We start from the raw sequence: 25,370 nt of genomic DNA, 5'->3' as shown, positions 1-25,370 counted from the left end.
ACCCCAGGTCAGGGTGGGTCGTGCGCGTTCAGACGCCGGAAGGCCGACGCCGGTTCCCCCGCATCACCCACCCCTGCCCGGGGTTCAGGACAGCATGCCGCCGTCCACCCGCAGGACCGTCCCGGTCACGTAGGAGGCGCGATCGCTCAGCAGCCACGCCGCGGCCTGCGCGATCTCCTCGGGCTCGGCCACACGTCCCAGCGGGGTCTGGGCGTTGAGCCGCTGCAGGATGTCCGGCGAGCTCTCGACCCACTCGTTGAACATCTCCGTCAGCGTCGTGCCGGGCGCGACGGCGTTGATCCGGATCCCTTCCGGACCGTAAGTGGTGGCGGCCGAGGCGGTGAGGCTGTTGACGCCGCGTTTCATCGCGCCGTACGCGGGGAGCTCCGGGTTGGCCATCAGGCTGCCGACGCTGGTGTTGTTGACGATGGCCCCGGTCTTCGCGGTGGCCCGGATCGCCTCGATCTCGGCGACCATCGCCAGCCACGGACCCTTCAGGTTCACCGCGTAAATGTGGTCGAAATCGGCCTCGGTCACCTGGTGCATCGGGCCGGGCGGCACGTTGGTCGCGCCGTTGTTGAACGCGACGTCGAGCCTGCCGTGCAGCTCCACCGTGCGGTCGACGGCCGCGCGGATGCTCGACGCGTCGCCGAGGTCGCACACCACATGGTCGGCGACGCCGCCCTCCGCGCGGATCTCCTCGGCCACGGCCTTCAGCTGGGACTCGGTGCGGGCGGCGAGCACGACGCGGGCGCCTTCCCTGGCGAACAGCCGCGCGGCGGCGTCACCGATCCCGCGGCCGGCCCCGGTGACGAAGGCGACCTTGCCGTCGAGCAGGCCCGAAACAATCGTTGTGTTGGTCATGGCACCGAGAGTTCTCCCGGCCTCGGTGCTTATCCAGGCATCGACGGTACCTGGCTGGCGGACCGCCATCGTCCACACTGGAGTGGTGGACAGACGACAACTGGCCGAGTTCCTGCGCAGCAGGCGCGAGCGAATCACGCCCGCCGACGTCGGCCTTCCCGCCGGGCCCCGCCGCCGCACCCCAGGACTGCGGCGCGAGGAGGTGGCGCAGCTGGCGTACATCTCGACCGAGTACTACACGCGCCTGGAGCAGGCCCGCGGTCCACGGCCCTCGCGTGAGGTACTGAGCGGGCTGACCAGGGCACTTCGTCTGTCCGATGTGGAACGGGATCACCTGCACCACCTCGCCGGCGCGCCGCCGGGGCCGCCGCCCGGCCCGTCACGGGAGGTCCGGCCGAGCATTCTCGCGCTGCTGCACCGCCTTCCGCAGGCGGCGGCGATCGTGCTGTCGGCGACCTACGAGGTGCTCGCCTGGAACGACCTCGCCGCGGCGCTGATGGAGGACTTCTCCGCGCTGCCGCGGCGGGACCGCAACCTCGTGCGCCGCGCGTTCCTCGGGCCGCGGCCGGAGGGGCGGCGGCTGTACGGGGTGTCCGATGTGGACGAGTTCGCGGCGAGCGCGGTCCGGAACCTGCGGGCCACCGCCGCCCGGTATCCCGACGACCCCGAAGTCGCCGGCCTGATCCGGGAACTCCTCGACGGCAGTGAGGAATTCGCCCGCCTGTGGGCCGCGCACGACGTGTGCGCCGCGCCCACGCTGTGCAAGACGTTCCGGCATCCGGTGGTCGGCCCGGTCAGCGTGAACTGCGACGTCCTCGACATCAGCGACCGTGACCAGCAGGTCGTGATCTACACCGCCGACCCCGGCACTCCGTCGGAGAACGCGTTGCGGCTGCTATCGGTCGTCGGGACGCAGCGGATGAACGCTCCGCTCTGATGGTTTTGTAGGTTCCCTCGATACCAGCGGGTCGATCCTGAGTGCGATCGCGAGCGCGAAGCGGCCGGCCGGATCGTCGATCGTGCCGCCGAACAACGTCCGCAACTGCCGGATCCGGTAGCGGACGGTCTGGACGTGGACATGCAGTTCGACGCCGATCGCCTGCGGCTGATCAGGACGTGCGAGCCAGGCGGCGAGGGTCGAGGTGAGCCGTTGCCGTGCCGGTTCCGGGAGACCGGCCAACGGCGCGAGGACGTCTTTCGAGAACTCGGCGGCGAGTTCGGGATCGGCGGTCAGCAGCAGATCGATGCGGTGCTCGGTGGTGTGGACGAGGGGACTGTCGCCGAGCGCGCCGGTGCGGGTCAGCCGCCACAGCGCGCTCGCCCGGCGGGCACTGAGCGCGGCCGAGCGGAGCGGCACGATCGGGCCCACCCCGGCCTGGTCGTGGCCGAGCAGGTCCCGCAGGCGGCCGAGGTACCACTCGAGCCGGTCGGCGGGCATGACCACGGCGGTCAGGTCGTGGTGACGGCCGACCAGCACCCGCCCCGGCATCCGGTCCAGCAGCTGCGGGGCGACGTCGGCGCTGGTGACGGCGACGACGAGCCTGCCGGGCAGGACCCACATGGCTTGGCTCGCGGCGTCGTCGAGCAGGTCCCGGGACGCGGCCGGCTCGGCGAGCAGGAGACCCAGGAGCCGGTCCCGCCGTGCCTGCCCGGCCCGCGCCGCCTGTGAGCGGGCTTCGGCGTACCCGTCGGCCGCCGCGGCGGAGAGTTCGGCGATGAAGGCGAAAAGCGCCTCACCGAGTTCGACGATCGCCTGGGTCGGCAGATCCACCGCCGGCGCCGCCGAGGTCAGCTGCCGCCAGACGCCCAGCGCGGCGGACTGGTAGAAGCCGAGCATCTCTTCGAGACTGCGGCCCGCGGTGTGCTGCGCCCGGCCTTGCGCGCGGTAGAGCTCCCGGTCGGTGGTGACGTCGGGGTGGCCGATCTCGCTGAAGAAGGCGTGCAACGCGACGTCGAGGGTGACTTGAAGGTTCGCCGCCGTCCGGTCGTCGAGCGGGGTCCGCAGCCCGGCACGGACCTGGTCCATCGCGGCGGACGCGATCGCGGCGGTGTCGGGCTCCAGCCGGGTCAGCACCGAGGCGTCGAGCCTGCGCCAGGGCTGTGCCGACGCCTTCGTCATAGAGGGAACCTACAAAACTCCGATCAAGAACGCGCGCCTCCGTTCTAGTGGTTCTCCCCGGCGCGGCGGACGCTGATCGCGGCATTCGACGACGCATGCAGGAGGCGGCATGACACGCTGGGGAAGACTCGCCCGGATCGCCGCGGTGGCGGGCACCGCACTGACCCTCGTCGGAATCGGGACACCGGCCCTCGCCGCGGCGGAGCGGCAGGTGTACGTCGCGATGGGTGACTCGTTCTCAGCGGGCTCGGTGGTCCTGCCGCAGTCCGATCTGTTCACCTGCGCCCGGTCGGCGATCAACTACGCCGGTCTGCTGGCGAAGCAGATCGACGTCGACGAGCTGCGCGACGTCACCTGTGGTGCCGCGACCACATCCCATTTCTCGAATCCGCAAAAGGGCATCATTTCCGGCACGAACCCGCCGCAGTACGACGCGCTCTCGGCCGACACGACACTGGTGACCGTCGGCATCGGCGGCAACGACGTCGGCTTGGTCGGGCTCGCGACCTCGTGTGTGAACCTGCTGCCGGTGGGCGCGTCGTGCAAGGCGGCCAACACCACGGGCGGGGTGGACAAGTACGCCACCAAGATCGACGCCTTCGCCGCGACCTACGGCACGGTCATCGAGCAGATCCGCCAGCGCGCCCCGCGGGCCGAGATCGTCATGGTCGGCTACCCGACCGGGATCAAATCCGGCGGCTGCTGGCCGCTCGTCCCGGTCTTGCCGCAGGACGCCGACTACATCCAGGCCAACATCGACCGGCTCAACGCGCGGATGGCCGAGCAGTCCGCCGCGCACGGTGCGAAGTACGTCGACATCCGGACGCCGAGCATCGGGCACGACGCCTGCCAGCCGATCGGTGTCAAGTGGATCGAAGGGCTCATCCCGTCGGTGGTGAACAACAGCTTCGCCCCGCTGCACCCGAACGCCGCCGGGCTCGCGGCGGTGGTGCCGAGTATCCGGAAGGTGCTGTAGCGCCGTCGAGTGTCATGAAAGGGTCGTTCCTGACGAAAAACGTCAGGAACGACCCTTTCATGACATCCACGAGGACTCAGGTCAGGCGGTCGGCGCCCAGTACAGGAGCCGGTTCGGCGAACCGGAGCCCGGGTTGGTCACCTTGCCCGGCGTGGCCGCGTTGATCAGCGCGGTGGCCACCTGCGCGGGCGTGGCGGTCTTGTTGTTCTGCAGGAAACGGGCCGCGACGCCGACCACGTGCGGGGTCGCCATCGAGGTGCCGCTGATGGTCCTCGTCGCGGTGTCGTTGGTGTTCCACGACGACGTGATGTTCGTGCCCGGCGCGAAGATGTCCACGACGCTGCCGTAATTGGAGAAGCTGGAGCGCGCGTCGGTGTTGGTGGCCGAGCCGACGGTGATCGCCTGGGTCACGCGGGCGGGGGAGAAGCCCGACGCGTTCGAGTTGGAATTCCCGGCGGCCACGCCGTAGGTGACGCCCGCGGCGATCGACCGGCGGACGGCGTCGTCGAGCGTGCTGGAGGCGCCGCCGCCGAGGCTCATGTTGGCCGCGGCCGGTTTGACGTGGTTGCTGGTGACCCAGTCGATACCCGCGATGACCCCGGCGGTGGTGCCGCTGCCGGAGTTGTTGAGCACGCGGACGCCGTAGACGGTCGCGCCCTTGGCGATGCCGTACTGCGAACCGGCGATGGTGCCGGCGACGTGGGTGCCGTGGCCGTTGCCGTCCTGCGCGACGGCGTCGTTGTCGACGAAGTCGTAGCCGTTGCGGGCGCGGCCGCCGAAGGTCTGGTGGCTGATCCGCAGGCCGGTGTCGATGACGTAGACGTTCACGCCCGCGCCGGTGCTGGTGTAGCTGTACTTGTTGTCGAGCGGGAGGTTGCGCTGGTCGACGCGGTCGAGGCCCCAGGAGGGCGGGTTGGTCTGGGTCGCGTCGGCGTGGACGACCTGGTTCTGCTCGACCGAGGCCACCGACGGGTCGGCGGCGAGCCGCTTGGCCTGCCGTTCCGACAGCGTCGCGGAGAAGCCCTTGAGCGAGCTGCTGTAGATCTGCTCCACCTTCGCGCCGAAGCGGTTCGCCAGCGCGGCGACGACGCCGGTGTCCTTCAGCGTGACGATGTAGCTGTTCGGGATCGCTCCGGCGGATCCCGCGGCGAGGATCTGTCCTTCGGCGGCTTGAGCGGGAGCGGCGGTGACGCTGATCGCCACCGCGACCGCGCTCGCCATTCCGGCACGTGACAGCCAACGCGCTTGTCTCGTCTCTCGCATGTGTTCGTCCTGTCGTTCGCAGGGGACCGGCCGGTCAAGACCACAGCGGCGGAAAGGCGGTCCAGCTCGACCGCATGGGACGGCACCTGCCGAATCCCACGGGGATCGAGGTTATTGAGCGCGTGACATGTCCGAATCGACTGAATGGGGCAGGGCCCGACCTTCGTCTGGCGGCCATTGGCGGCGGGTGCCCTGCACGGAAAGTGCGCTCCGTACCCTGTGGCTGGAACACCTTGCCGAGCTTCTGGAGTCCGAACCACCGTGCCAGCCCTTTCCAGCCTGCGAGCCGACTGCGAGAACTGCTTCGGCCTGTGCTGTGTCGTCCCGGCCTTCGCGGCTTCGGCCGACTTCGCGATCACCAAACCGGCGGGCCAGGCGTGCCCGAACCTGGGCGAGGACTCCCGGTGCGGCATCCACGACAAGCTCCGCAAGAAGGGCTTCACCGGCTGCACGGTCTACGACTGCTTCGGCGCGGGCCAGAAGGTCTCCCAGGTCACCTTCGCCGGTGAGGACTGGCGGAAGTCACCGAAGACGGCGAAAACGATGTTCGCGGTCTTCCCGGTCATGCGGGATCTGCAGGAACTGCTCTACTACCTCACCGAGGCGGCTTCGCTGCCGACGTCCGCGCCCATCCGTGACGACCTGGCCGAGATGATCGACCGGACCGAGCGGATGACGCTGGACACGCCCGGCGTGCTGCGCAAACTGGACGTCCACTCGCATCGGGGCGCGGTGAACGGGCTGCTGCTGCGCGCGAGCGAACTCGCCCGCGCCGCGGTGCCGGGTAAGAAGAAGGACCGGCGCGGCGCCGACCTCATCGGTGCGAAGCTCAAGGGATCGAATCTGCGTGGCGCGCTGCTGCGAGGGGCGTATCTGATCGGCGCGGACCTGCGGGGAGCCGATCTCCGGCAGGCCGACGTCACCGGGGCGGACCTGCGGGACGCCGACCTGCGCGGCGCGGATTTCCGGGACGCGCTCTTCCTGCTCCAGTCGCAACTGGACGCGGCTAAGGGCGACGCGACGACGAAACTGCCGGACTCGCTGTCCCATCCGGCGCACTGGTAGGCCCGCTACCCCGTGTGGACGATTTCCTGCTCCCAGTCGCCTCGTGCCTGGGTGTGCAGGCGCCAGTAGTGCTCGGCGATGTCGTCGGGGTCGAACGGGGTGCCCTTCGCGACGGGACCGGCGACGGTCACCGTGGCGACGTGCACTCCTGAGGGACCGAATTCCTTGTCCAGCAAGGAAACCAGCGCTCGTACGCCCGCTTTCCCGAGCGAGAGGCTCGTGTAGGCGGGTACGGCGTCGGGCATCCCGCCGGTCACGATGATCGTGCCCGATCCGCGCTCGGCCATCCCCGGAGCGACGTGGGCGGCGGTGGTGATCGCTCCGACGACGTTGACCGACCACGCCGCGAGATGCCGTTCGACGGACAGCTCGCCGGGGGTGTCGGCCTGGATGATCGCGGCGTTGTAGACCACGACGTCGGGTGCGCCGTGCTCCCGCGCGGCGGTGTCGAGTGCGGCTTTGAGGGAAGTCTCGTCAGTGACGTCGGCGGTGAGCGGCAGCGCGGTCCCGAGCTCGGCGGCCAGCGGTTCCAGGGTCGCCTGCCGGCGGGCCAGCAGGGTGATCGGCAGCCCTTCCTTGGCGAAGCGGTGCGCGACCGAGCGGCCGATGCCCGGTCCCGCGCCGATGATCACTGCGCCTGCCATGTGCTTCTCCTTCTGGGTGGGGTGCGGTGACCGTAGGGCCTGACATCGGTGTGAAGGTCAAGTCCGCGCCGCAAAGTGTTCACCGGGTGAGCGGTTTGCCTGCGAGACTGGGCGCCATGCGTGCCGATCGCCTGGTGGCCACCCTCCTGCTGATGCAGGCGCGTGGCCGCGTCACGGCTTCCGAACTGGCGGACGAGCTGGAGATCTCGGTCGCCACCGCCCGGCGTGACCTCGAGGCGCTGTCGGCCGCGGGTGTCCCGGTGTACCCGCAGCCCGGCCGGGGCGGCGGATGGTCGCTCGTCGGCGGCGCGCGGACCGACCTCAGTGGACTGTCGGCGTCGGAGGCTCAGGCGCTGTTCCTGCTCGCCGGTCCGGCCGCGTCGATCTCACCCGAGGTGAAATCCGCGCTGCGGAAGCTGGTCCGGGCCCTGCCGGACACGTTCCGTGCCGACGCGCAGGCCGCGGCGGATGCGGTCGTCGTCGATCCGTCGCGGTGGGGTGAGTGGGAGAAGGAGCGGCCCGAGTTGCTCACCGTGCTGCAGTCCGGGATCGTGCGCCGCCGCAAGGTCCGGTTCGGCTACGCGAAGAAGGGCGCGGAACCGGTGGAGCGGGTCGTCGAGCCTTGGGGGCTCGTGGACAAGGACGACATCTGGTACCTCATCGCGGGCACCGAGAAGGGGCAGCGCACGTTCCGCGTCGATCGCATGTCCGACGCCGAGGTCAGCGACCTGCCCGCGGGACAGCCGGACGATTTCGAACTGTCGCGGGCCTGGGAGCAGGTGGTCGACCGGGTCGAGCAACGTCGTTCGGGGCTGGATGCGACCGTGCTCATCGCCGAACGGCATCTGCCGATCCTCCAGGACCATTTCGGACGGCAGGCACGTGTCGAGGAGACGCTCGAAGACGGGCGCGTGCGGGTGACGGTGTCAGCGCCGGTGGCGTGGATGATCGCGCAGCAGCTCGCGGGCTGGGGCTCGATGATCGAGGTGCTGGGCCCGGAGTCGGTCCAGGAGGAACTCGCCCGCATCGGCGCGGAACTGGTCGAGCGTTACGCGACGCCCGCGCGGTAACCCTGCGGGCTGACGCCGTGTTCGCGTTTGAACGCGGTGCTGAGCGCGAACGAGCTGCCGTAGCCGACCTGTCGCGCGACCGCGCCGATCGTGACGTCGGGACGCTGACGCAGAAGATCCGCGGCGAGCGCGATCCGCCAGCCGGCGAGGTAGGCCATCGGCGGCTCGCCGACCGCGGCGGTGAACCGCCGGGCGAACGCGGCCCGGGACACCCCGGTGTCGGCCGCGAGGCTCGCCACCGTCCACGGCTCGGAAGGCTTGTGCTGCAACAGTTTCAGCGCGCGTCCGACGACCGGATCGCTGTGTGCGCGATACCAGGCGGGTGCCGCGGCGTCGGGCCGGTCGAACCAGGTCCGCAACGCGGCGACCAGAAGCAGGTCGAGCACGCGGTCCAAGACGGCTTCCTGGCCGGGCGTGTCCTTGACGATCTCGCCGGCGAGCAGCGTCACCAGCGGGTTGTCCCACTCCTCGTCCCGGACGACCAGCAACGACGGAAGCGCGTTGAGGAGCCGTTTGCTGATTTCGCCCTCCAGCGGATAGGTGCCGGTGAGCAGGACGACGGGGCCGTCCGGATCGTCGCCCCAGGTGCGGACGCCGAGATCCGACAGCTCGGTGAGGTGTTTCCCGTCCGGGGTCAGGCATTTCTGTCCCGGCAGGATCATCGCCTGCGGTGGGGTGGCCGGGTCGTCGGCGACGAGATACGGATCCGGACCGCGGGCGATGGCGATGTCTCCGGCGCCGAGGCGGACGGCGTCCCCGTGGTCGGGTACCACCCAGGACTCGCCGCGCACCTGCGCCATCACCGTCAGCGGCGCCTCGTCCTCGATCCGCAGCGACCACGGCGGGGTCATGACCGACTTCAGCAGGAAGGCGCCGCGGGCGCGGGGGCCGTCGAGCAGACCGGCGAGGGGATCCATGCCGCAAGTGTAGACGATGAAACATGGAATAGAGCCTTTGAACTATGTTCCGTCTCATCTGCAGGCGTTTGACTAGTGCCATGACGAACACGACGAACAACGAGACGGTCCTGGTCCTCGGCGCGACGGGCAAGACCGGGAGCCGGGTCGCGCAGCGGCTGACCGACCTCGGGATCGACGTCCGGAAAGCCTCGCGGCCGGCGTTCGACTGGGACGACCGCTCGACCTGGACGGCCGCGGTCACCGGGATCGGCGCCGCCTACCTGACCTACTACCCCGACCTCGCCTTCCCCGGTGCCGCTGAGGCGATCCGCGACTTCTCCAAGCTGGCGGTGGACCACGGTGTCCGGCGGCTGGTCCTGCTGTCCGGCCGCGGCGAAGAGGAAGCCGTGGTCAGCGAACAGGGTGTCCGGGACTCCGGTGCGGAGTGGACGGTCGTGCGGGCCAGCTGGTTCGCGCAGAACTTCAGTGAGCACTTCCTGCTGGAACCGGTGCTCGCCGGGGAGATCGTGCTGCCCGCCGGGGCGGTGACCGAGCCGTTCGTCGACGTCGAGGACATCGTCGACGTGGCGGTGACGGCGCTGACCACCGACGGGCACGCCGGTGAGGTGTACGAGCTGACCGGTCCCCGGTTGCTGGGTTTCGCGGACGCGGCGGCGGAAATCGGCAAGGCTTCCGGGCGGGATGTCCGGTACGTTCCGGTCTCCGCCGCGGAATTCGCCGCGGGAGCGGCCGAACAGGGCGTGCCGGAGGAGGAGATCGAGGGCCTGACCGACCTGTTCACGCGCATCCTCGACGGCCGGAACTCCTCGCTCACCGGCGACGTCGAGCGGGTGCTGGGCAGGCCCGCGAGGGACTTCTCCGAATACGCAGCGAAAGCTGCGGCCACTGGGGTCTGGAATCGATGAGACGAGCTGGAATCGGAAGGGAGGCGACAGGAATGGCGACGCTGAGCGAGATCGTCCTGATCGCGGCCGTCATCACGGCGGGGTTGATCGCCGGCTTGTTCTACGCCTACACGTGCTCGGTGATGCCGGGGCTGGGGCGCGCGGACGCCAGGACGTACGTGACGGGGATGCGGGAGATCAACATCGCGATCCTCAACGGCTGGTTCGGGCTGAGCTTCGGCGGTGCTCCGCTGCTCGCGGCGGTCGCGGCGGCGTTGCACTTCCGGTCGGAACCGCGGCCCGCGCTGCCGTGGCTCATCGCGGGGTTCGCCCTGCTGCTGGTGATGCTGATCGTGACGATGGCGATCAACGTGCCGTTGAACAACGCGCTCGAAGCGGGTTTCGACGGCGACAGCACCGACTTCGCGGCGCTGCGGGCGAAGTTCGAGGGTGTCTGGGAACGGTGGAACCTCGTCCGCACCTTGGCCGCGATCGGCGGCTTCGGCGCTCTGGTGGGCGGGCTGATCGTGCACGTCCGCGCCTGACGCGTGTCAGGAAAGGGTCGTTCAGGACGAAAAACGTCTTGAACGACCCTTTCCTGACATCAGGCGTCGAGAAGCGCCAGAAGTTGCGGAGCGAACGCGGCGGCCTCGGCGGCGAAACCACCGTGGTCACCGGGGAAGTAGACCGGCTCGACGCCGAGCCGGGCGGCCGCGAGCACCGCCGCCTCGTGCGCGGGCTGCCCGGCCGAGTCCTTCCCGACGCCGACGATGATCCGGGTGTCCGACGCCTTCAGCGCTTCGTAGTCCGGGGTGTAGTCCCCGATCATGTTCATCAGGTGCACGACGAAGAACTCCATGTTCTTCCGCATCTCCGGCGGTAGCGCGCTCCAGTCCATCTCGAAACCGGCGTCGGCCATGAACTTCGCCATCGCCGCCTCGATGCCGTGTTCACGATGAAGGCGCTGCAACTCGTCCGGGTCACCGTCGGGTTGTCCCGGCAGCAGGGCCGTCAGCGGGGGTTCGTGCGCCAGGAGGGTCTTGACCCGCCCGGGATGGCAAGTGACGAGATCGAAAGCCTGCATGCACCCACCGCTGGACGCGAAGATCACCGCCGGTTCCGCGCTCACGCTGTCGAGCAGGCGCAGCGCGTCGTCGGTGTGCACCTCGATCCGTTGCTTCCCGTCCGGGTCGTCGAGGGTGCTGCGGGAGATCCCGCGCGGGTCGTAGGTGATCACCGTGTAGTGCTCCGCGAGCAGGCTCGCGATCGGCGCGAACATGGCGGAATCGGCCGCGCCACCGGGAATGCACAGCAGCACCGGACCGCTGCCGGTCACCGTGTGGTGCAGCCGGGCGCCGGGGACGTCGAGAACGGCCATCGGATGACCCCTTCCTCTTTTCGGGACTTGTCGCCCACCGACGAACGGTGACGCCGCGGACAGACAACCGGGCGTCAGGAGATTTCGGCGAGTTTTCCCGACAGGTAGGCGCGTTCGGCGTCGGTGCCGGCGAGCGCGAGTGCCTCGCGGTACGCGTCGGCGGCTTCGTCGAGCCGGTCGAGCCGCCGGAGCAGGTCCGCGCGGGTCGCGGGAAGCAGGTGGTATCCGGGGAGAGCACCGTCGGCGGTGAGCTTGTCGACCAGTTCGAGCCCGGCCTCGGGGCCCTCGGCCATGGCGACGGCGACCGCGCGGTTCAGTTCGACGACGGGCGAGGGCACGAAACGCAGCAGTTCCCCGTAGAGGGCGGCGATCTGTGCCCAGTCGGTGTCGGCGGCGCGGGCGGCCGTCGCGTGGCAGGCGGCGATGGCGGCCTGGATCTGGTACTGCCCGGCGGCACCGCGACGGAGTGCGGTCTCCAGCAGTTCCGTGCCCTCGGCGATCTCGGCGGTGTTCCAGCCGTCGCGGTCCTGGTCTTCGAGCGAGATGAGCGTGCCCTGGTCGTCGACGCGGGTGGCACGGCGGGCGTCGTGCAGGAGCAGCAGGGCCAGCAATCCGAGGACCTCCGGTTCGCCCGGCATCAGGCTCGCGAGGATCCGGGCGAGCCTGATGGCCTCCGCGGACAGGTCGGTCCGAAGCAGGTCGGTGCCGGCGCTGGCCGAGTAGCCCTCGTTGAACAGCAGATACAGCATCCCGAGCACCGCGGCCGTGCGTTCGGGCAGCAGTTCCGCTGGCGGGACCCGATACGGGATGCCCGCCGTGCGGATCTTTCGCTTCACCCGGACCAGGCGCTGCGACATCGTCGCCTCGGAGACGAGGAAGGCGCGGGCGATCTCGGCGGTGGTGAGCCCGGCCAGGGTCCGCAACGCGAGCGCGACCTGACCTTCGAGCGGCAGCGCGGGATGACAGCAGGTGAAGATCAGCCGGAGCCGGTCGTCGTGGACACCGCTCTCGTCCCACTCCGGCTCGGCGGGGACGTGCAGTTCGGCGGCCTCGCGCAGTTTCGCCGCGCCGACGGCCTCTCGCCGGATCCGGTCGGTGGCGCGGTTGCGTGCCGTCGTCGTCAGCCAGGCGCCAGGTTTCGCCGGGACGCCGTCGCGGGGCCAGGTGCGCAACGCGAGCGCGAACGCCTCTTGGAGGCATTCCTCGGCGAGGTCCCAGTCGCCGGTGACGCGGATCAGGGTGGCGATCACCTGTCCCGACTCCTCACGGAACGCCCGCGTGATCGCGGCGTCGAGTTCGGTGTTCATCCGACCAGGCCTTCCAGTAGCGGCACGATCTTCTCCGGCGCCGGGTACGCGGTGAGCTCGTCCCGCAGCCGCCCGGCCGCCTCCCGGTAGGACGGTTCCCCCAGCACCGCGGTCACGGCGTCGCGGATGTCCTGCGGTGTCGCGTCGATGACGTCGAGGACGGTGCCGAGCCCGAGTTCGGTGACCCGATCGCCGTTGTGAGGCTGGTCGGCGCCCATCGGGAGCAGCACCATCGGCAGCCCGTGGGCGAGCGCGCCGAGCAGGCTCCCCGAACCGCCGTGGCTGAGCACGGCGTCGCAGTACGGGAGGACCTCGTCCTGCGGAAGGTAACGCGTGAGGTGGATGTGCTCGGGCTGCGGGCCGAACTCGCCGGGGTCGATGAGGTTCCCGACGGTCACCACACAGGTCGCGTCGACCTCCCGCAGTCCTGCCAGTGCCCGGGCGAACAGGTCGCCGGATTCGGTGTTGAAGATGGTGCCGAGGGTGAAGTAGACGGTGGGGCGCCCTTCGACGTGCCACTCCGGTGCCGGTCCGCGAGCGGGAAGCGGGCTGTGGAACGGGCGTGCGGTCGGCGGCAGCGGGAACCGGGGATCGCGGAAGCTCGCGGGGAACGGGGAAAGCACGAGGTGGTGGTATGCCATCTCCAGATTTCGCTGCGGCGGGAGGCCGTGTGCGGCGCGGACCTCGTTGAGCGCGTCGTCGATCAGTTCGGCGCGGATGAGGACGCCGGCCGCGGTCACCAGGACGGTGGCGTGCGGGAGGCCGCGCCGTTCGGCGGTGATCATCGCGCCGTGATCGGCTTCGTCGCACACGAGCAGATCCGGTTCCCAGCTCTCGCAAAGTGCCATGACGTCCTTCGCGCGCTGGGGCGCGGTGCGGCGGACGAAGCCGTCACGAAGGTCGCTGTCTTCTCGGTCCCTGTCGACGGGGAGCAGCGGGCGGCGTGCGCCATCACTGCCGAGGTTCGGTCCCGAGGGGAACGCGGTGAACCCGGCCGCCTCGACGATCGGGACCATCAGCGGCTCGCCGGTGAACGCGATCGTGTGCCCCGCCCCGGCGAGCGCGTCGGCGAGGGGGAGCAGCGGCCGGAAGTGGCCGTTACCGCCCGCGAAGGTGAACAGGACACGCATGTCAGCGACCCTATCGGCGGAGCGTCGGCGCTACCCTGCTGCGGTGATCGATACGGACGCCGACGAGGTCCGGCTGTGCGCGCTGGAAGGCTGCGAGAATCCCCTGCCCCCACCCGCGGTGGACGCCGAGGGGAAACGCAAGGGTGGCCGTCCCTCGGCCTATTGCGGCAAGGCCCACGCCGACGCCGCCTCGCGGGCCCGGCGGGCGGCCGCGGTGGCGAGCGTGGCCGATCCGCTACTGGAGGTCCGCCGGATCGCCGACGAATTCACGCCGACGGCGGCGTCGCTCGTGGAACTGCTGGACGCGATGCGTTCGCGGTTCGACGACGCCGGAGAGGCGGCGCTGGGCCGGGTGACCGAAGCCGAGACCGACGCGGCGACGGCCCGGCGCGAGGCCGAGGACGCACAGCAGGCGGCGGCGAAGGCCGACACCGCGCGCGCGGCCGCGGTGGCCGCGTCCCGCGACGACAAGGCGGCCAAGGCCAAGGCGGAACGCGCCGCCGAACAGGCCGTGAAGGACGCGGAGGAGATCCGGCAGCGTTCGTGGGCCGAGGTCGCCGCCCACGAACGAGCCCGCGGTGCCGCGGAAGCCGCGACCGTCGCGGCGGAACGTGCCCGTGATGAGCTGGCCGCCGAGCTCCGGACGCTGCGTGAGGAGAAGTCCCGCCTGACCACGGAGCTGGCCGAGCGCGACACGGCACTGGCCAGGGCGGCCGCGGAAGTCGCGGCACTGCGGGACCGGCTCGACGAGGCCAAGACGCGGGCGACGGTGTCCGAAAAGGACTCGGCCGGGCTTCGGACGTCGCTCGCGGAAGAACACATGGCCCGAAGCCTCGCCGAAGCCCGGGCGACGGCTCTCGCCGAGGAACTGGAGCGGGCGCACGCCCGCGCGGCCGCCGATCAGGCGCGGTACGACGACGTCGTCCGGCGGCTTGCCATCCCTTCGCGCGAATCGGCTGTGGAGCCTTCCGAGCTGACGTAAGGTCCCGCTGTGAGCGGATACGAGGTCGAGATCGGTCAGTTGCGGGCCGCGGCCAAGGCGGCGGGATCCGCCGCGGACCAGGCCAGAGCCGTGGAACCGGGCACCGGTTTGGGCGCGATAGCGACGGCGCTGCCGGGCGGAGAGGCCGCGAAGAGCGCGCCCACCCTGGCGTCGACGTGCACCGAGCGCGCGAAGGGGTGGGCAGGCGAGATCGACCGCTGGAGCGAATCGATCACCAAAGCCGCCAAGGCGTACTCCGAAAACGAGAACTCCGCGGAGGAGGCGTTCGGAGGATGACGGTCGGCTACCACGACGTCCGCAAGTGGGACGCCGAGGCACTCAACGCGACGGCCACCGACCTGGGTGGCCGTCGGGACAAACTCATCGGGCTGCAGGACGAACTCGACGACGCCAGGAAACTGCCCGACTGGCGCGGCCCCGCCGGCGAGCGCGCCCGCGGTTCGCTGGGCGACACACGGAACAAGGCCGAGATCCTGATCGCGGAACTGTCCGCCGTCGAACGTGCCCTGCAGAACGCGTCGGACGATGTGTCCGCGCTGAAGACCAGGGTCGCCAACAACGACTCCCTCGCCGGCACCTACCAGTTCAGCATCGCCGCCGACGGCGCGATCGTGGACGGCAAACCCGCCGACCCACCGCCGAAGTCACGGTTCGAGGCCGAAGAGCGCGCCGAGTCCCAGCGGCACCGCGAAACCATCCGGAAGCAGCTGGAGCAGGAAACCAAGGCGATCCTCACCGCGGCGACCAGCATCGACGCCGCCCTCGCCCGGGTGATGGGGCTCGTGCAGGACGGCAAGATCAGCGACCACGAGGCGACCGACCTGGCAGGCGCCAAGAAGGCCGGGCAGATCGACGCCGGAGTCGTCGAGATGGAGCAGGCGCTGCGCGACGCCGGGCTGCTGAGCGGGCCACCCGCGTCCGGGCACTACCGGCAGTGGCTCGAGAACGCCGTACGCCGGGGCGTATCGATCGACACCATCAAGAAGATCGCCGACGAGCACGACATCACGCCGGAGGACTTCAAGGTCCTCGACGGGATGGAGGAGATCCGCGAGGACGAGGACGGCGACGGAACCTACAAGTCGTACTTCCTGATGCCGACCGACATCAGCGGGGACGACGCCGCCAAAGCGGTGCGGATGACCTACATCCTGAACGCGGGCACCGACTACGGCACCGAAGGCGAGAAGACCGACTTCGCGCCGACCCCGTACGGATCCGAGGAACTGCGGCGGATCACCGACCGGCAGCGGAAGAACTCCTGGAGCTACGACGACGACGTCGGTTTCGTCCACGGCAACGGCGGGCGGCTGGTGACCACCCCGAACGGCATGATGATGGGCCTGGGCGGGAACCTCATCCAGGACCAGTTCAGCCAACAGGGCGGGACCGCCTGGGGCGACACGTTCATGCTGAACATCGACGACGCGAAGGATCCGGCGCAGCAACTTCGCGAGGTGGTGAAGTCGGGGCACGCCTGGTACGAGGACGACGACGGCGCGTCCCAGGGCTCGCTCGACCTGGACCGGTTGCTGCACCACGAGGAGCGCCACTCCCAGCAATGGGCACGCGAAGGCTATGCCGGCTTCCTCGCCTCCTACGCGTGGGAGCAGGTCACCGGCGGCAACGAAACCGAGGAAGACGCGGGACTCACCGATGGCGGATATCACTAAGCGGGCCTGCGCCGCGTTGCTCGTGGTGGCGGTGACCGCGGCGTGCGATACCAAGGCGCAGTTCGCGCCGTCACTGCCGCCGGAGGCCGGGTTCCGGGTCGACGGCGGCGTCTTGAAACTGTGGACGGGCACCCCGTGCGAGGGCGTCACCGGCCTGAGGCTGACCTTCGACTCCGGCACGCAGAACAGCACGGAACAGGTGTGGGCCGCGCCGAAGCCGGGCGTGCGGGTCGAGCGGCTGGACCTGCTGGGCGGTTCCGCCGCGGACGCCGGTGGCCTCCAGGTCCGGACACCGCTGCCCGCGGCGTACGACTGGACCAAGGCGGGCTCGGTCAACATCGCCGTCGACGGCCCGAAAGCGTTCGGGGCCAAGGCCGACCTCGCCCAGGTGCTGCGTGAGTCGGCCGGGCATCCGGCGGGGAGCTACCTGTTCGGCCGGAGCGGCTGGATGGACGCCGCGGACGTGCAGCGCGAGAACCGGAAGTCGTTCCTGACCGTCTGCACTCCCGATCCGGCATGACGGCCTCGCGGACGGTGGTGCGGCGCGTCGTGCTCGGCGCGTTCGTCGGTGTCGTGGCGGTGATCGTGCTGCTCGTCGGCAGGGTGGTGCTCAGCGCGACCGGGCTGTCGTGGGACCCGCATGGGTACGGGATGTTCGCCGGGATCCTGTTCACGGCGGTCCTGACGCCGGTCGCGCTGGCGTTGTGGCTGCTCTACCGCCGACTCCGAGAACGCGGTAACTGACCTGCCGCGACAGTGTCGTCCGTCCAGTCACGCGTGTCGTCCGCCGGATCACACGTGTCGTCCACTCAATCACGCGAGAACGCTCAGGAGGGAAGTTCGGTCCCCGAGGTACCGGAACCACCGGTGACCAGTTGCTCGACCCCGTCCAGGATCCGCGCCAGCCCGAACCGGAAGGTGTGCAGCGGCGCGCTCGCCGCACCGTGCGCTTCCCCGGCGGCCTGCCCGATGCGTGCCGCCAGCGGGAACAGGCCGGCGTCGGCTTCGGGGATCTCCGCGAGCACGGGCGCGCTGGCCGTCCACCATTCCATGTCCGTCAGGCCGGAGCGCCGCACGAGACTCGCCGATTCCACCGAGCCGCGCGCGATGCCCTGGACGAAGCCGTTGACCATCGCCACGACGGCGTCCATCTCCAGGTCGGTGAGCCCGATGGCGTCGACGGCCTTCAGCTCGCGTTCGTGCTTCGCGAAGGTGTGCGGGCCGAGGGGGAGACGGCCGGTGGTGAGCTGCAGCATCCACGGATGCCGGTGGTACATCTCCCAGGCGTCCTCGGCGAGGATCGTCATCGTGACCCGCCAGTCGTGACTGGCCGGGGGATCGGTCAGTTCACCGTGGACCCGGTCCATCATCAGGTCGAGCAGTTCGGCGCGGCTGTGGATGTAGGTGTAGATCGTCATGGGGGAGACGCCGAGCTTGTCCGCACCCCGGCGCACCGACAGCGAGGTGATGCCTTCTGCGTCGGCGATCTCGATCGCCGTGGTGACGATCTCGTCGACGGTGAGCTTGGGTTTGGGGCCGCGGCGGGGTTTCTCGCGCACGCCCCAGAGCAGCTCGATGGTCCGCCGCGGGTCGCCCGCCCCGGTGTGTTCCGCGTCCGTCATCACATTCTCTCTACGGTGTACGGAGTTGTGTTATCCTGAACTGTACACCGTACAGAGATTGGGGTTGAGTGGCGTCTCACGACGGTTTCGGCAGTGTTGCTTTCGAACCGAAAAATCCCCCTCGGACCAGCGGATTCGTCTTCTGGAACGCCGAGGGGAACACGCCGGGGGCCGGGGAGGTGACCGTCGCCCTCCCCGAGATCGTCACCGTGCCGTGTGTCCGGCTGCCGATGGCCGAAGCGCTTCCCGCGCTGCTGCGTCTCAAGGAGAGCGACGACCCCTCCGCGCGTTTCTGGAGCACGGCCGCCACGGCGGCGTTGAAGCTCGCCGAGGCGGGCAGGCTGCTTCCCGGGCTCACGGAGTCCGATGTGGACGCTTGGCGCGCAGGCCCGCTGGAACCGGCCGACGCCGCCTGGCTGCGCGAGTTGTCCGAAGCGATGCCCGCGCGAGCGCGGGCCATCCCGGGTGAGGGAAACCTGCTTCCGGCACGGTATCCGTTGCTGCGCGCGTTCCTGGACGCCGTGGCCGACACCCTTCCCCGCACGCCCGCCGCCGCTCAAGCCGCTGGGGTGAAGGCGTTCGCCGCCGCGCCTTCGCATCGCGTTCCGCAGTTGCGGGACTGGGCGGCCGAGGTCGCGGCCGGGCTGGATTCCGGCGTCCGGGTCTCGATCCGAATCGAAGCGCCGGGAGACGACTTCACGATCGGCCGGTTCAGCGGGGTCGTCCAGGTGCACAGCCTCGCCGACCCCGGCGTCCTGATCGACGCCGCCGCGCTCTGGGCGGGCGACGACCGGTTCGGCCCGAGGGCGCGGATCGACGTGATGCTGGCGCTGCGCAGGGCCGCGCAGTTGTGGCCGCCGCTGGAACCGCTGCTCGGCGCCGCGGTCCCCGACGAGGTCGGACTCGGGGACACCGACATCACCGAACTGCTCACCACCGCGGCCCCGCTGCTGGCCACGGCGGGCATCGACGTGCACTGGCCCGCCGATCTCGCGCGCGACCTGAGCGCGAAGGCGGTCGTCGGCGGTGGGGACGCCCCGCCCGCCGATCTTCCGTCGTTCTTCGCCGGCGGCACGCTGCTGCAGTTCGACTGGCAGCTGGCCCTCGGTGGCGCGCCGCTCACCGCGGCCGAGATGGACGCGCTGGCCGAGGCGCACCGTCCCGTCGTGCGGTTGCGGGATCAGTGGGTGCTCGTCGACCCGGCGCTCGCGGCGAAGGCGCGGGATCGCGCGCTGAAGCCGCTCACGCCGATCGACGCGCTCGGTGCCGCCCTGAGCGGGACCACCGAGATCGACGGTGAACGCGTCGACGTCCTCACCGACAGCTGGCTCGCCGCGTTGCGGGAGCGGCTGCTCGCCCCACCGGAACCGCAGGCTCCGCCCCGAGGCCTGGCCGCGACGCTGCGCGATTACCAGATGCGCGGCCTGCAGTGGCTCACCGCCATGACCTCGATCGGGCTCGGCGGCTGTCTCGCCGACGACATGGGGCTCGGCAAGACGATCACGCTGATCTCGCTGCATCTGCACCGCGCGAACGGCCCGACGCTGGTCGTCTGCCCGGCCTCGTTGCTGGGGAACTGGGAGCGCGAGATCACCAAGTTCGCCCCCGGTGTCCCGGTGCGGCGGTTCCACGGCACCGAACGCTCACTCGACGACCTCGGCGACGGCTTCGTGCTCACCACCTACGGCACCCTGCGGGTGGACCCGGAACCGCTGGGGTCCGTCCACTGGGGACTGCTGGTGGCCGACGAGGCCCAGCACGTCAAGAACCACCGCTCCGGCACGGCGAAGGCGTTGCGGACGCTGAAGTCGTCGGCGCGGGTGGCGCTCACGGGCACCCCGGTGGAGAACAACCTCGCCGAGCTGTGGGCGATCCTGGACTGGACGACACCGGGCCTGCTCGGCACCATGGCCGACTTCCGCCGCGTGTGGGCGAAACCGGTCGAGTCCGGAAAGGACCCGGACGCCGCGGAACGCCTCTCCCGGCTCGTCCGCCCGTTCCTGTTGCGCCGACGCAAATCCGATCCGGGGATCGCGCCGGAGCTGCCGGCCAAGACCGAGACCGACCGGCCGGTGACGCTCACGTCCGAGCAGGCGACGTTGTACGAGGCGACGGTGCGCGAGCTGATGGCCGAGATCGCCGGCAGCGAGGGCATCGCGCGCCGCGGCCGGATCGTCAAGCTGCTCACCGGGCTCAAGCAGATCTGCAACCACCCCGCGCAGTACCTCAAGGAGCCGTCGGAAGCGGTGCTGGACGGCCGGTCGGGCAAGCTCGAGCTGCTCGACGAACTGCTGGGCACGATCCTCGCCGAGGACGGCGCGGTGCTGGTGTTCACGCAGTACGTCGCCATGGCGCGGCTGCTGGAACGGCATCTCGCGCAGCGCGGGATCGGCACACAGCTGCTGCACGGCGGCACCCCGGTGCCCAAACGCGAGGAGCTCGTGCGCCGATTCCAGGCCGGTGAGGTTCCGGTGTTCCTGTTGTCGCTCAAGGCCGCGGGCACCGGGCTGAACCTGACGCGCGCCGATCACGTCGTGCACTACGACCGCTGGTGGAACCCCGCGGTGGAGGACCAGGCGACCGACCGCGCGTACCGGATCGGGCAGACCCGCCCGGTGCAGGTGCACCGGCTCATCGCCGAGGGCACGGTCGAGGACCGGATCGCGGCGATGCTGCGGGAGAAACGCGCGCTCGCCGACGCGGTGCTGGCCGGCGGCGAGGCCGCCCTGACCGAACTGACCGACGAGGAGCTGGCCGATCTGGTCGAGTTGAGGAGCCGCCGATGAGCACGCCAGACGACCGCGTCCGCGGTTTCCCCGCTTTCGGTGCCCAGGGTGGACGAGGTCAGTTCGCCCGCTCGTGGTGGGGCCGCGCGTGGATCAGCGCGATGGAGGACACCGCACTGGATCTGCAGCAGCTCAAACAAGGCCGCAAGTACGCCGCGGCGGGCAGGGTCGGCCCGATCACGGTCAGCCCGGGCCGGATCGCGGCGGTGGTCGACGATCAGGAGGGCCAGTACCGCACCGAGGTCCGCCTCGCGGAGCTGACCGGGGATGAATGGGACCGGTTCCTCGACCGGGTCGCCTCGCGTGCCGGGCATCTCGCCGCGTTGCTGGACCGGGACATGCCGCACGACCTCGTCGAGGCCGCCGACGACGCCGGGGTGCATCTGCTGCCCGGGATCGGTGACCTCGACCCGGACTGCGACTGCCCCGGCTGGGAGCTGCCGTGCCGTCACGCCGCGGCGCTGTCGTTCCAGGCGTCGTGGCTGCTCGACGCCGACCCCTTCGTGCTGTTGCTGATGCGCGGCAAGGGGGAGCGGGAGCTGCTCGACGAGCTGCAGCGGCGCAACGCACCCCGGTTCGTACGCACCGGTGACGACGACATCGACGCCGAGCGGGCGTACGCCGACGAGCCCGGCCCGTTGCCGGATCTCACCGCGTTCGCGCCCACCGGGGGCCCGACCGTGCCCGGGGCGCCCGACATCCCGGCCGATGCCTTCGCCCTGCTGGTCGCCAACGCGGGACAGATGGCCGGGGCGCTGCTGGAGTCGCAGCCGAAGCTCACCCGCAAGCAGGACGCCGTCCGGCTCGCCGCGACTCGTCCGGAGGCCGCCGACAGGCTGCGCCCGGCCGAGAACGGTGAGGACTTCGACCGCTCGGTGCTCGCCTGGCGGCACGGTGGCCGAGCCGGTCTCGAGGTCCTGGAGACCGCGTGGACACCGCCGTCACAGGCGATGGGCCGGGCGCGGGCCGCCTTCGCCGAGGTCGTGGACGATCCAGGCGAGGGCCTGGACGTCGAACGCAACCACTGCACCGTCCACGGAACCGGGGTGCAGGTGCGGCTGGGCAAGGACGGGCTCTGGTACCCGTACCGGGATCAGTGGCCCGCCGGTCCGCCCGAAGCCGATCCCGGTGCGCTGTTCGCCGCGCTGCTCGGCTGATCCCACTGCCGTCCTCGCCGCAGCCGATCCAGGTGCGGCGAGGACAGGTGGAGGATCCGGTACCGGACCTCGTCCGACTCCGGTGCCTCGCCTGCCCAAAGGGTGTAGCGGACGACCTGCCAGGTCCGCGGGTCGACGGCCAGTGCGCCCGAATGCGCGCCGTCCTGGCGCAGGTGCTCGTGAAGCCCGTCGAGAGCTTCGCCGAGGAAGGCCACCGGGTCTGTCTCGTCGGGGATCCGCACGACGTGCTTTCCCGCCGCGACCGGGGAAGCGCCGAACGCGGGTCCCTCCTCGAAGCCGAGCACGGTCCAGTGCTGCACGGCGGGACGCCCGAAGGATTCGACGATGCCGCTGAACGGGCCGCCGAAGAGGAAGGCGTTCATCCCGGCTTCGTCGTGCCACAGGTAGAAGGGCGAGTACTGGTTCAGCGTCGAGCCGTCGACGCCGCGCTCACGGATCCCGTAGACCTTCAGCCCCAGACCGCCGAAGTCGTCGAGCAGATGTCCGCGGGTGGCGACGCGGTCGCGGATGATGCCCATGTCGTAGTCGGCGGGGAGGGTGATCTCGTACTGCATCGCATGCATGCCGTACATACTAGTAGGTACAGAGCCTACCTTTCCCTGTACGCGTCCGCGACGGCGAACCGGCTGCTGAGCGAATTCGTCGCCGGGCTGAACTGACCGGCTATTTCCGGCTGAGCCGGACGATCCCTTCGTCGCCCTGCACCGCGACGACGACGATCACCTGCCGGTTGATCTGATGGGCCATCCCCGGCGGACCGGACACCGCGGCGCCCATCCCGCCCGAAGCCGGAGCGAGCCCCACCTTCCCGGCCTGGACCGCGACCGCGAGCGGTCCGGCGCCGCCGTCGTTGGGGATCTGGTCCCCGGTCCGGACGAGCACCTCGCACTCACCGTCGGCGCAGGACCTCAGGTCCCGTCCGTTCGCCGCCACGAACGGCGCGCCGGACGGGGCCGCCGCTCCCAACATCGGCGCGCTCTCCGCGGAAGTCTCCGGACTCGCCGCCGAGAAGATCGGCGTCGGGGCGGCCGTCGCGCAGCCGGCGGCGAACAGCGCCACGGGAACCAGGACCAGGCATCTTCGGCGATAAACCATGACCGAGGAACGTAGCCGACCCGAGAGCCCTTGCATGCACCCGAATTCCGCAATCCTGCGGCTGTTCGCAGTGCTGAGCGGCGGTCCGGCCGGGTGAATCGGCCGGACCGCCGCTGCACGTGGTCATACGGGTACCGAGAGTCCGGAACGCGTTCGCCGCCCGCCCTCAGACCTCCGCGCGGGAAATGATCACCCGCGTGTCCACTCCGGACGGAAGCGTCCCGAACGCGACACCCCAGTCACCGCCCAGCCGCGACGCGCAGAACGCGTCGGCCACCGCCGGCGTCCCGTGCCGCACCAGCAGCGAACCCTGCAGCACCAGCGCCATCGACTCGACCAGCCGCCGCGCCCGGTACTCGATGTCCGACAGATCGGACAGCTCCTTGCGCAGCCTGCCCACCGCGTCGTCCAGCCGCGCGTCGGCACCGGAGGACTGCTCGACCTCGGTGAAGTACGCCGCCACCGACTCCGGCTGCTTCGCCATCGCCCGCAGCGCGTCCAGCGCCGCGACGTTGCCCGAACCCTCCCAGATCGACATCAGCGGAGCCTCACGGTAGAGCCGCGGCATCCCCGATTCCTCGACGTACCCGTTCCCGCCCAGGCATTCCAGCGCCTCCACCGCGTGCGACGGACCGCGCTTGCACACCCAGTACTTCGTCACCGCCAAGCCCAGCCGCCGGAACGCCTGCTCCTGCTCGTCCTCCGGCCGGTCGGTGGCCGACGCCAGCCGCATCCCGACCGTTGTCGCCGCTTCGGACTCCACGACGAGATCCGCCAGCACGTTGCCCATCAGCGGCTGATCCACCAGATTCGCCCCGAACGCGCGCCGATGCCGCGCGTGGTGGATCGCCCGCACCGCGCCGTACCGCATCCCCGCGGCGCTCCCGACCGCGCAGTCCAGCCGGGTGTTGTTCACCATCTCGATGATGGTGCGCACCCCCCGGCCCTCCTCGCCGATCAGCCAGCCGATCGCGTCGTCGTACTCGATCTCCGACGACGCGTTGGACCGGTTGCCCAGCTTGTCCTTCAGCCGCTGGAGCCGGATCCCGTTGCGCGAGCCGTCCGGCAGGACACGGGGGAGCAGGAAACACGACAGCCCGCCGGGCGCCTGGGCCAGCGTCAGGAACATGTCCGACATCGGCGCCGAGGTGAACCACTTGTGCCCGACGATCACGTAGCTGCCGTCACCCAGCGGACGCGCCGTGGTGGTGTTCGCCCGGACGTCGGAACCGCCCTGCTTCTCCGTCATCGACATCCCGGCGATGAGCCCGCGCTTCGAACTCGGCTCACGCAGCCCGAAGTCGTACTCCGTCGCCGCCAGCAACGGCTCGTACCGCGCGGACAGTTCGGGGTTGAACCGCAACGCCGGCACCGCCGCGTACGTCATCGAAATCGGGCACGTGTGCCCCGCGTCGACCTGCCCCCACACGTACATCTTCGCCGCCCGCGCCGCGTGCGCGCCCGGACGGGGATCCCGCCACGGCGCCGCGTGCAGCCCATAGGACACCGCGACGTCCATCAGCTCGTGCCAGTACGGGTGGAACTCGACCTCGTCGATCCGGTTCCCGACCCGGTCGTGCGTCCGCAGCACCGGCTCGTTCTCGTTGACCAGCCTGCCCCACTCCTGCGCCTGCTCGCTCCCGGCGAGCCTGCCGAGCGCGTGCACCTCGGCCACCGCCCAGCCCGCGCCCGCCCGCTCCAGGCCCTCCAGCAGGGCCGGATCGGCGGCGACGTCGTACTCCGCCAGCGGCGGGACCTGATTGGTGACCTCATGAGTGACCGGCATCGGAACCTCCCAAGGAACGCAGGACGAAAGTGCGCAGCCCGGACACCTCGTCCGCGCCGCCGGTGGTCAACGGGCCGATCAGCACCTCGGCGGCCGCGCCGACGAGCGCCGCCGCGGTGACGTCCGCGTCCTGGGCCGGCAGGACCCCGGACCGGACGCCGTCGGCCACGTGCTGGGCCACGACGTCACGGAACGCGCGCCGGAACACCAGGCGCTCGGCCTCGATCGGCGCGTCCACGGGCTCGGCCAGCAGCGCGTACGCCATCCGCGGGGTCTTCAACGCCCGGCTCGCGAAGGTGTCGAAGACCGCCACGACCCGCTCCGCGGGCGTACCGGGCCGCTCCGACACCTCGCGCACAGCCTCGACCTCACGCGTGACGACCTTGCGGAACAACTCCACGACCAGCGCGGCCTTGGTGGGGTAGTGGCGGTACACGCTGCCGACCGCCACGCCCGCGCGTTCCGCGACCGCCGCCACCGAGCAGCCCGCGTACCCGCGCTCGGCCAACTGCTCCATGGCGGCGGCCAGGACGGCGTCGCGCTGAGCGTCCAAACGCTCCTGGACCTTCGGTGTACGTCGATACGGCACCCAAGAAGTGAAGCACCG

26 protein-coding genes are annotated in these 25,370 nt (G+C 70.5%); 13 read left to right on the top strand and 13 right to left on the bottom strand.

Features of this window, described 5'->3' with window-relative positions; genetic code table 11:
* Window positions 1-84: 84 nt before the first annotated feature.
* On the bottom strand, window positions 85-864 hold the full coding sequence (locus DMC61_RS30395; protein ID WP_125693429.1) for an SDR family NAD(P)-dependent oxidoreductase: 780 nt from the start codon (window positions 862-864) through the stop codon (window positions 85-87).
* An 85-nt stretch (window positions 865-949) separates the two neighbouring features.
* Here DMC61_RS30395 and DMC61_RS30390 point away from each other — a divergent pair, with 85 nt between their 5' ends.
* The gene (locus tag DMC61_RS30390) at window positions 950-1,801 is read left to right on the top strand and encodes a helix-turn-helix transcriptional regulator (protein ID WP_125693427.1); all 852 of its coding nucleotides are present in this window, start codon (window positions 950-952) and stop codon (window positions 1,799-1,801) included.
* Here the strand turns inward: DMC61_RS30390 and DMC61_RS30385 are convergent.
* Complete coding sequence (locus tag DMC61_RS30385; RefSeq protein ID WP_125693425.1) at window positions 1,760-2,983, bottom strand: helix-turn-helix domain-containing protein; 1,224 nt, start codon at window positions 2,981-2,983, stop codon at window positions 1,760-1,762. The two genes, DMC61_RS30390 and DMC61_RS30385, sit on opposite strands and share 42 nt — an antisense overlap.
* 109 nt (window positions 2,984-3,092) lie before the next feature.
* Here DMC61_RS30385 and DMC61_RS30380 point away from each other — a divergent pair, with 109 nt between their 5' ends.
* On the top strand, window positions 3,093-3,959 hold the full coding sequence (locus DMC61_RS30380) for an SGNH/GDSL hydrolase family protein (RefSeq protein ID WP_233595013.1): 867 nt from the start codon (window positions 3,093-3,095) through the stop codon (window positions 3,957-3,959).
* Window positions 3,960-4,040: 81 nt separating this feature from the next.
* Here DMC61_RS30380 and DMC61_RS30375 read toward each other — a convergent pair whose 3' ends face one another.
* A complete protein-coding gene (locus DMC61_RS30375) occupies window positions 4,041-5,180 on the bottom strand; it encodes a S8 family peptidase (protein WP_125693423.1) in 1,140 nt (379 codons plus the stop codon).
* A gap of 303 nt (window positions 5,181-5,483) precedes the next feature.
* Between DMC61_RS30375 and DMC61_RS30370 the strand changes: the two genes are divergently transcribed.
* Window positions 5,484-6,287, top strand: a complete 804-nt coding sequence (locus tag DMC61_RS30370; protein ID WP_125693421.1) for a pentapeptide repeat-containing protein — start codon at window positions 5,484-5,486, stop codon at window positions 6,285-6,287.
* A 5-nt stretch (window positions 6,288-6,292) separates the two neighbouring features.
* Here DMC61_RS30370 and DMC61_RS30365 read toward each other — a convergent pair whose 3' ends face one another.
* The gene (locus DMC61_RS30365; RefSeq protein WP_125693419.1) at window positions 6,293-6,931 is read right to left on the bottom strand and encodes an SDR family NAD(P)-dependent oxidoreductase; all 639 of its coding nucleotides are present in this window, start codon (window positions 6,929-6,931) and stop codon (window positions 6,293-6,295) included.
* A gap of 116 nt (window positions 6,932-7,047) precedes the next feature.
* On the opposite strand from DMC61_RS30365, the gene DMC61_RS30360 reads away from it, so the two are divergent.
* Window positions 7,048-8,001 carry a YafY family protein gene (locus tag DMC61_RS30360; RefSeq protein WP_125693417.1) on the top strand — a complete coding sequence of 318 codons (954 nt, stop codon included), beginning with the start codon at window positions 7,048-7,050 and terminating at the stop codon, window positions 7,999-8,001.
* Here DMC61_RS30360 and DMC61_RS30355 read toward each other — a convergent pair.
* Window positions 7,980-8,918, bottom strand: coding sequence for an AraC family transcriptional regulator (locus DMC61_RS30355; RefSeq protein ID WP_125693415.1), 939 nt, complete (start codon window positions 8,916-8,918; stop codon window positions 7,980-7,982). The genes DMC61_RS30360 and DMC61_RS30355 overlap by 22 nt on opposite strands.
* An 80-nt stretch (window positions 8,919-8,998) precedes the next feature.
* Here DMC61_RS30355 and DMC61_RS30350 point away from each other — a divergent pair, with 80 nt between their 5' ends.
* Both DMC61_RS30350 and DMC61_RS30345 read left to right on the top strand, forming a co-directional pair.
* A complete protein-coding gene (locus DMC61_RS30350; RefSeq protein ID WP_125693413.1) occupies window positions 8,999-9,826 on the top strand; it encodes an NmrA family transcriptional regulator in 828 nt (275 codons plus the stop codon).
* A gap of 32 nt (window positions 9,827-9,858) precedes the next feature.
* On the top strand, window positions 9,859-10,350 hold the full coding sequence (locus DMC61_RS30345; protein WP_125693411.1) for a DUF1772 domain-containing protein: 492 nt from the start codon (window positions 9,859-9,861) through the stop codon (window positions 10,348-10,350).
* A gap of 59 nt (window positions 10,351-10,409) precedes the next feature.
* On the opposite strand, the gene DMC61_RS30340 is transcribed toward DMC61_RS30345, so the two are convergent.
* The 3 genes from DMC61_RS30340 to DMC61_RS30330 form a co-directional block, all read right to left on the bottom strand.
* Window positions 10,410-11,183 (bottom strand): alpha/beta fold hydrolase, encoded by a 774-nt coding sequence (locus DMC61_RS30340; protein WP_125693409.1) that lies wholly within the window; start codon window positions 11,181-11,183, stop codon window positions 10,410-10,412.
* A gap of 74 nt (window positions 11,184-11,257) precedes the next feature.
* Window positions 11,258-12,490 carry an RNA polymerase sigma factor gene (locus DMC61_RS30335; RefSeq protein ID WP_125693407.1) on the bottom strand — a complete coding sequence of 411 codons (1,233 nt, stop codon included), beginning with the start codon at window positions 12,488-12,490 and terminating at the stop codon, window positions 11,258-11,260.
* Window positions 12,487-13,620 carry a glycosyltransferase gene (locus DMC61_RS30330; RefSeq protein ID WP_125693405.1) on the bottom strand — a complete coding sequence of 378 codons (1,134 nt, stop codon included), beginning with the start codon at window positions 13,618-13,620 and terminating at the stop codon, window positions 12,487-12,489. The genes DMC61_RS30335 and DMC61_RS30330 overlap by 4 nt, the downstream gene beginning before the upstream one ends.
* Window positions 13,621-13,663: 43 nt before the next feature.
* Between DMC61_RS30330 and DMC61_RS30325 the strand changes: the two genes are divergently transcribed.
* Genes DMC61_RS30325 through DMC61_RS30305 form a run of 5 tightly spaced genes read left to right on the top strand, consistent with a single transcriptional unit; the run spans window position 13,664 to window position 17,040 of the window.
* Complete coding sequence (locus tag DMC61_RS30325) at window positions 13,664-14,602, top strand: hypothetical protein (RefSeq protein ID WP_125693403.1); 939 nt, start codon at window positions 13,664-13,666, stop codon at window positions 14,600-14,602.
* A 9-nt stretch (window positions 14,603-14,611) separates the two neighbouring features.
* Window positions 14,612-14,899 (top strand): hypothetical protein, encoded by a 288-nt coding sequence (locus DMC61_RS30320; protein ID WP_016334296.1) that lies wholly within the window; start codon window positions 14,612-14,614, stop codon window positions 14,897-14,899.
* Window positions 14,896-16,296: a WXG100 family type VII secretion target gene (locus tag DMC61_RS30315; RefSeq protein ID WP_125693401.1), complete on the top strand. Its 1,401-nt coding sequence runs from the start codon at window positions 14,896-14,898 to the stop codon at window positions 16,294-16,296. Before DMC61_RS30320 ends, DMC61_RS30315 begins: the two co-directional genes overlap by 4 nt.
* Complete coding sequence (locus DMC61_RS30310; RefSeq protein WP_125693399.1) at window positions 16,280-16,816, top strand: hypothetical protein; 537 nt, start codon at window positions 16,280-16,282, stop codon at window positions 16,814-16,816. Before DMC61_RS30315 ends, DMC61_RS30310 begins: the two co-directional genes overlap by 17 nt.
* Window positions 16,813-17,040, top strand: coding sequence for a hypothetical protein (locus DMC61_RS30305; RefSeq protein WP_233595012.1), 228 nt, complete (start codon window positions 16,813-16,815; stop codon window positions 17,038-17,040). Before DMC61_RS30310 ends, DMC61_RS30305 begins: the two co-directional genes overlap by 4 nt.
* An 83-nt stretch (window positions 17,041-17,123) precedes the next feature.
* On the opposite strand, the gene DMC61_RS30300 is transcribed toward DMC61_RS30305, so the two are convergent.
* The gene (locus DMC61_RS30300) at window positions 17,124-17,918 is read right to left on the bottom strand and encodes a TetR/AcrR family transcriptional regulator C-terminal domain-containing protein (RefSeq protein ID WP_043848117.1); all 795 of its coding nucleotides are present in this window, start codon (window positions 17,916-17,918) and stop codon (window positions 17,124-17,126) included.
* 68 nt (window positions 17,919-17,986) lie between these two features.
* Here DMC61_RS30300 and DMC61_RS30295 point away from each other — a divergent pair, with 68 nt between their 5' ends.
* Together DMC61_RS30295 and DMC61_RS30290 are read left to right on the top strand one after the other, a co-directional pair.
* Complete coding sequence (locus tag DMC61_RS30295; RefSeq protein WP_125693397.1) at window positions 17,987-20,704, top strand: DEAD/DEAH box helicase; 2,718 nt, start codon at window positions 17,987-17,989, stop codon at window positions 20,702-20,704.
* Complete coding sequence (locus tag DMC61_RS30290; protein WP_125693395.1) at window positions 20,701-21,861, top strand: SWIM zinc finger family protein; 1,161 nt, start codon at window positions 20,701-20,703, stop codon at window positions 21,859-21,861. The genes DMC61_RS30295 and DMC61_RS30290 overlap by 4 nt, the downstream gene beginning before the upstream one ends.
* Here DMC61_RS30290 and DMC61_RS30285 read toward each other — a convergent pair.
* The 4 genes from DMC61_RS30285 to DMC61_RS30270 form a co-directional block, all read right to left on the bottom strand.
* Entirely contained in the window at window positions 21,798-22,445 is a 648-nt protein-coding gene (locus DMC61_RS30285) for a DUF4865 family protein (RefSeq protein WP_125693393.1), read from the bottom strand. The genes DMC61_RS30290 and DMC61_RS30285 overlap by 64 nt on opposite strands.
* 100 nt (window positions 22,446-22,545) lie before the next feature.
* The gene (locus DMC61_RS30280) at window positions 22,546-22,977 is read right to left on the bottom strand and encodes a hypothetical protein (protein ID WP_125693391.1); all 432 of its coding nucleotides are present in this window, start codon (window positions 22,975-22,977) and stop codon (window positions 22,546-22,548) included.
* A gap of 166 nt (window positions 22,978-23,143) precedes the next feature.
* Window positions 23,144-24,763, bottom strand: coding sequence for an acyl-CoA dehydrogenase family protein (locus tag DMC61_RS30275; protein ID WP_125693389.1), 1,620 nt, complete (start codon window positions 24,761-24,763; stop codon window positions 23,144-23,146).
* A complete protein-coding gene (locus DMC61_RS30270) occupies window positions 24,747-25,352 on the bottom strand; it encodes a TetR/AcrR family transcriptional regulator (protein WP_043848118.1) in 606 nt (201 codons plus the stop codon). The genes DMC61_RS30275 and DMC61_RS30270 overlap by 17 nt, the downstream gene beginning before the upstream one ends.
* Window positions 25,353-25,370 lie beyond the last annotated feature (18 nt).

The organism is Amycolatopsis sp. WAC 04169 (assembly GCF_003947535.1).
Taxonomy (GTDB): domain Bacteria; phylum Actinomycetota; class Actinomycetes; order Mycobacteriales; family Pseudonocardiaceae; genus Amycolatopsis; species Amycolatopsis keratiniphila.
This window is presented reverse-complemented; position numbering and strand designations above follow the sequence as displayed.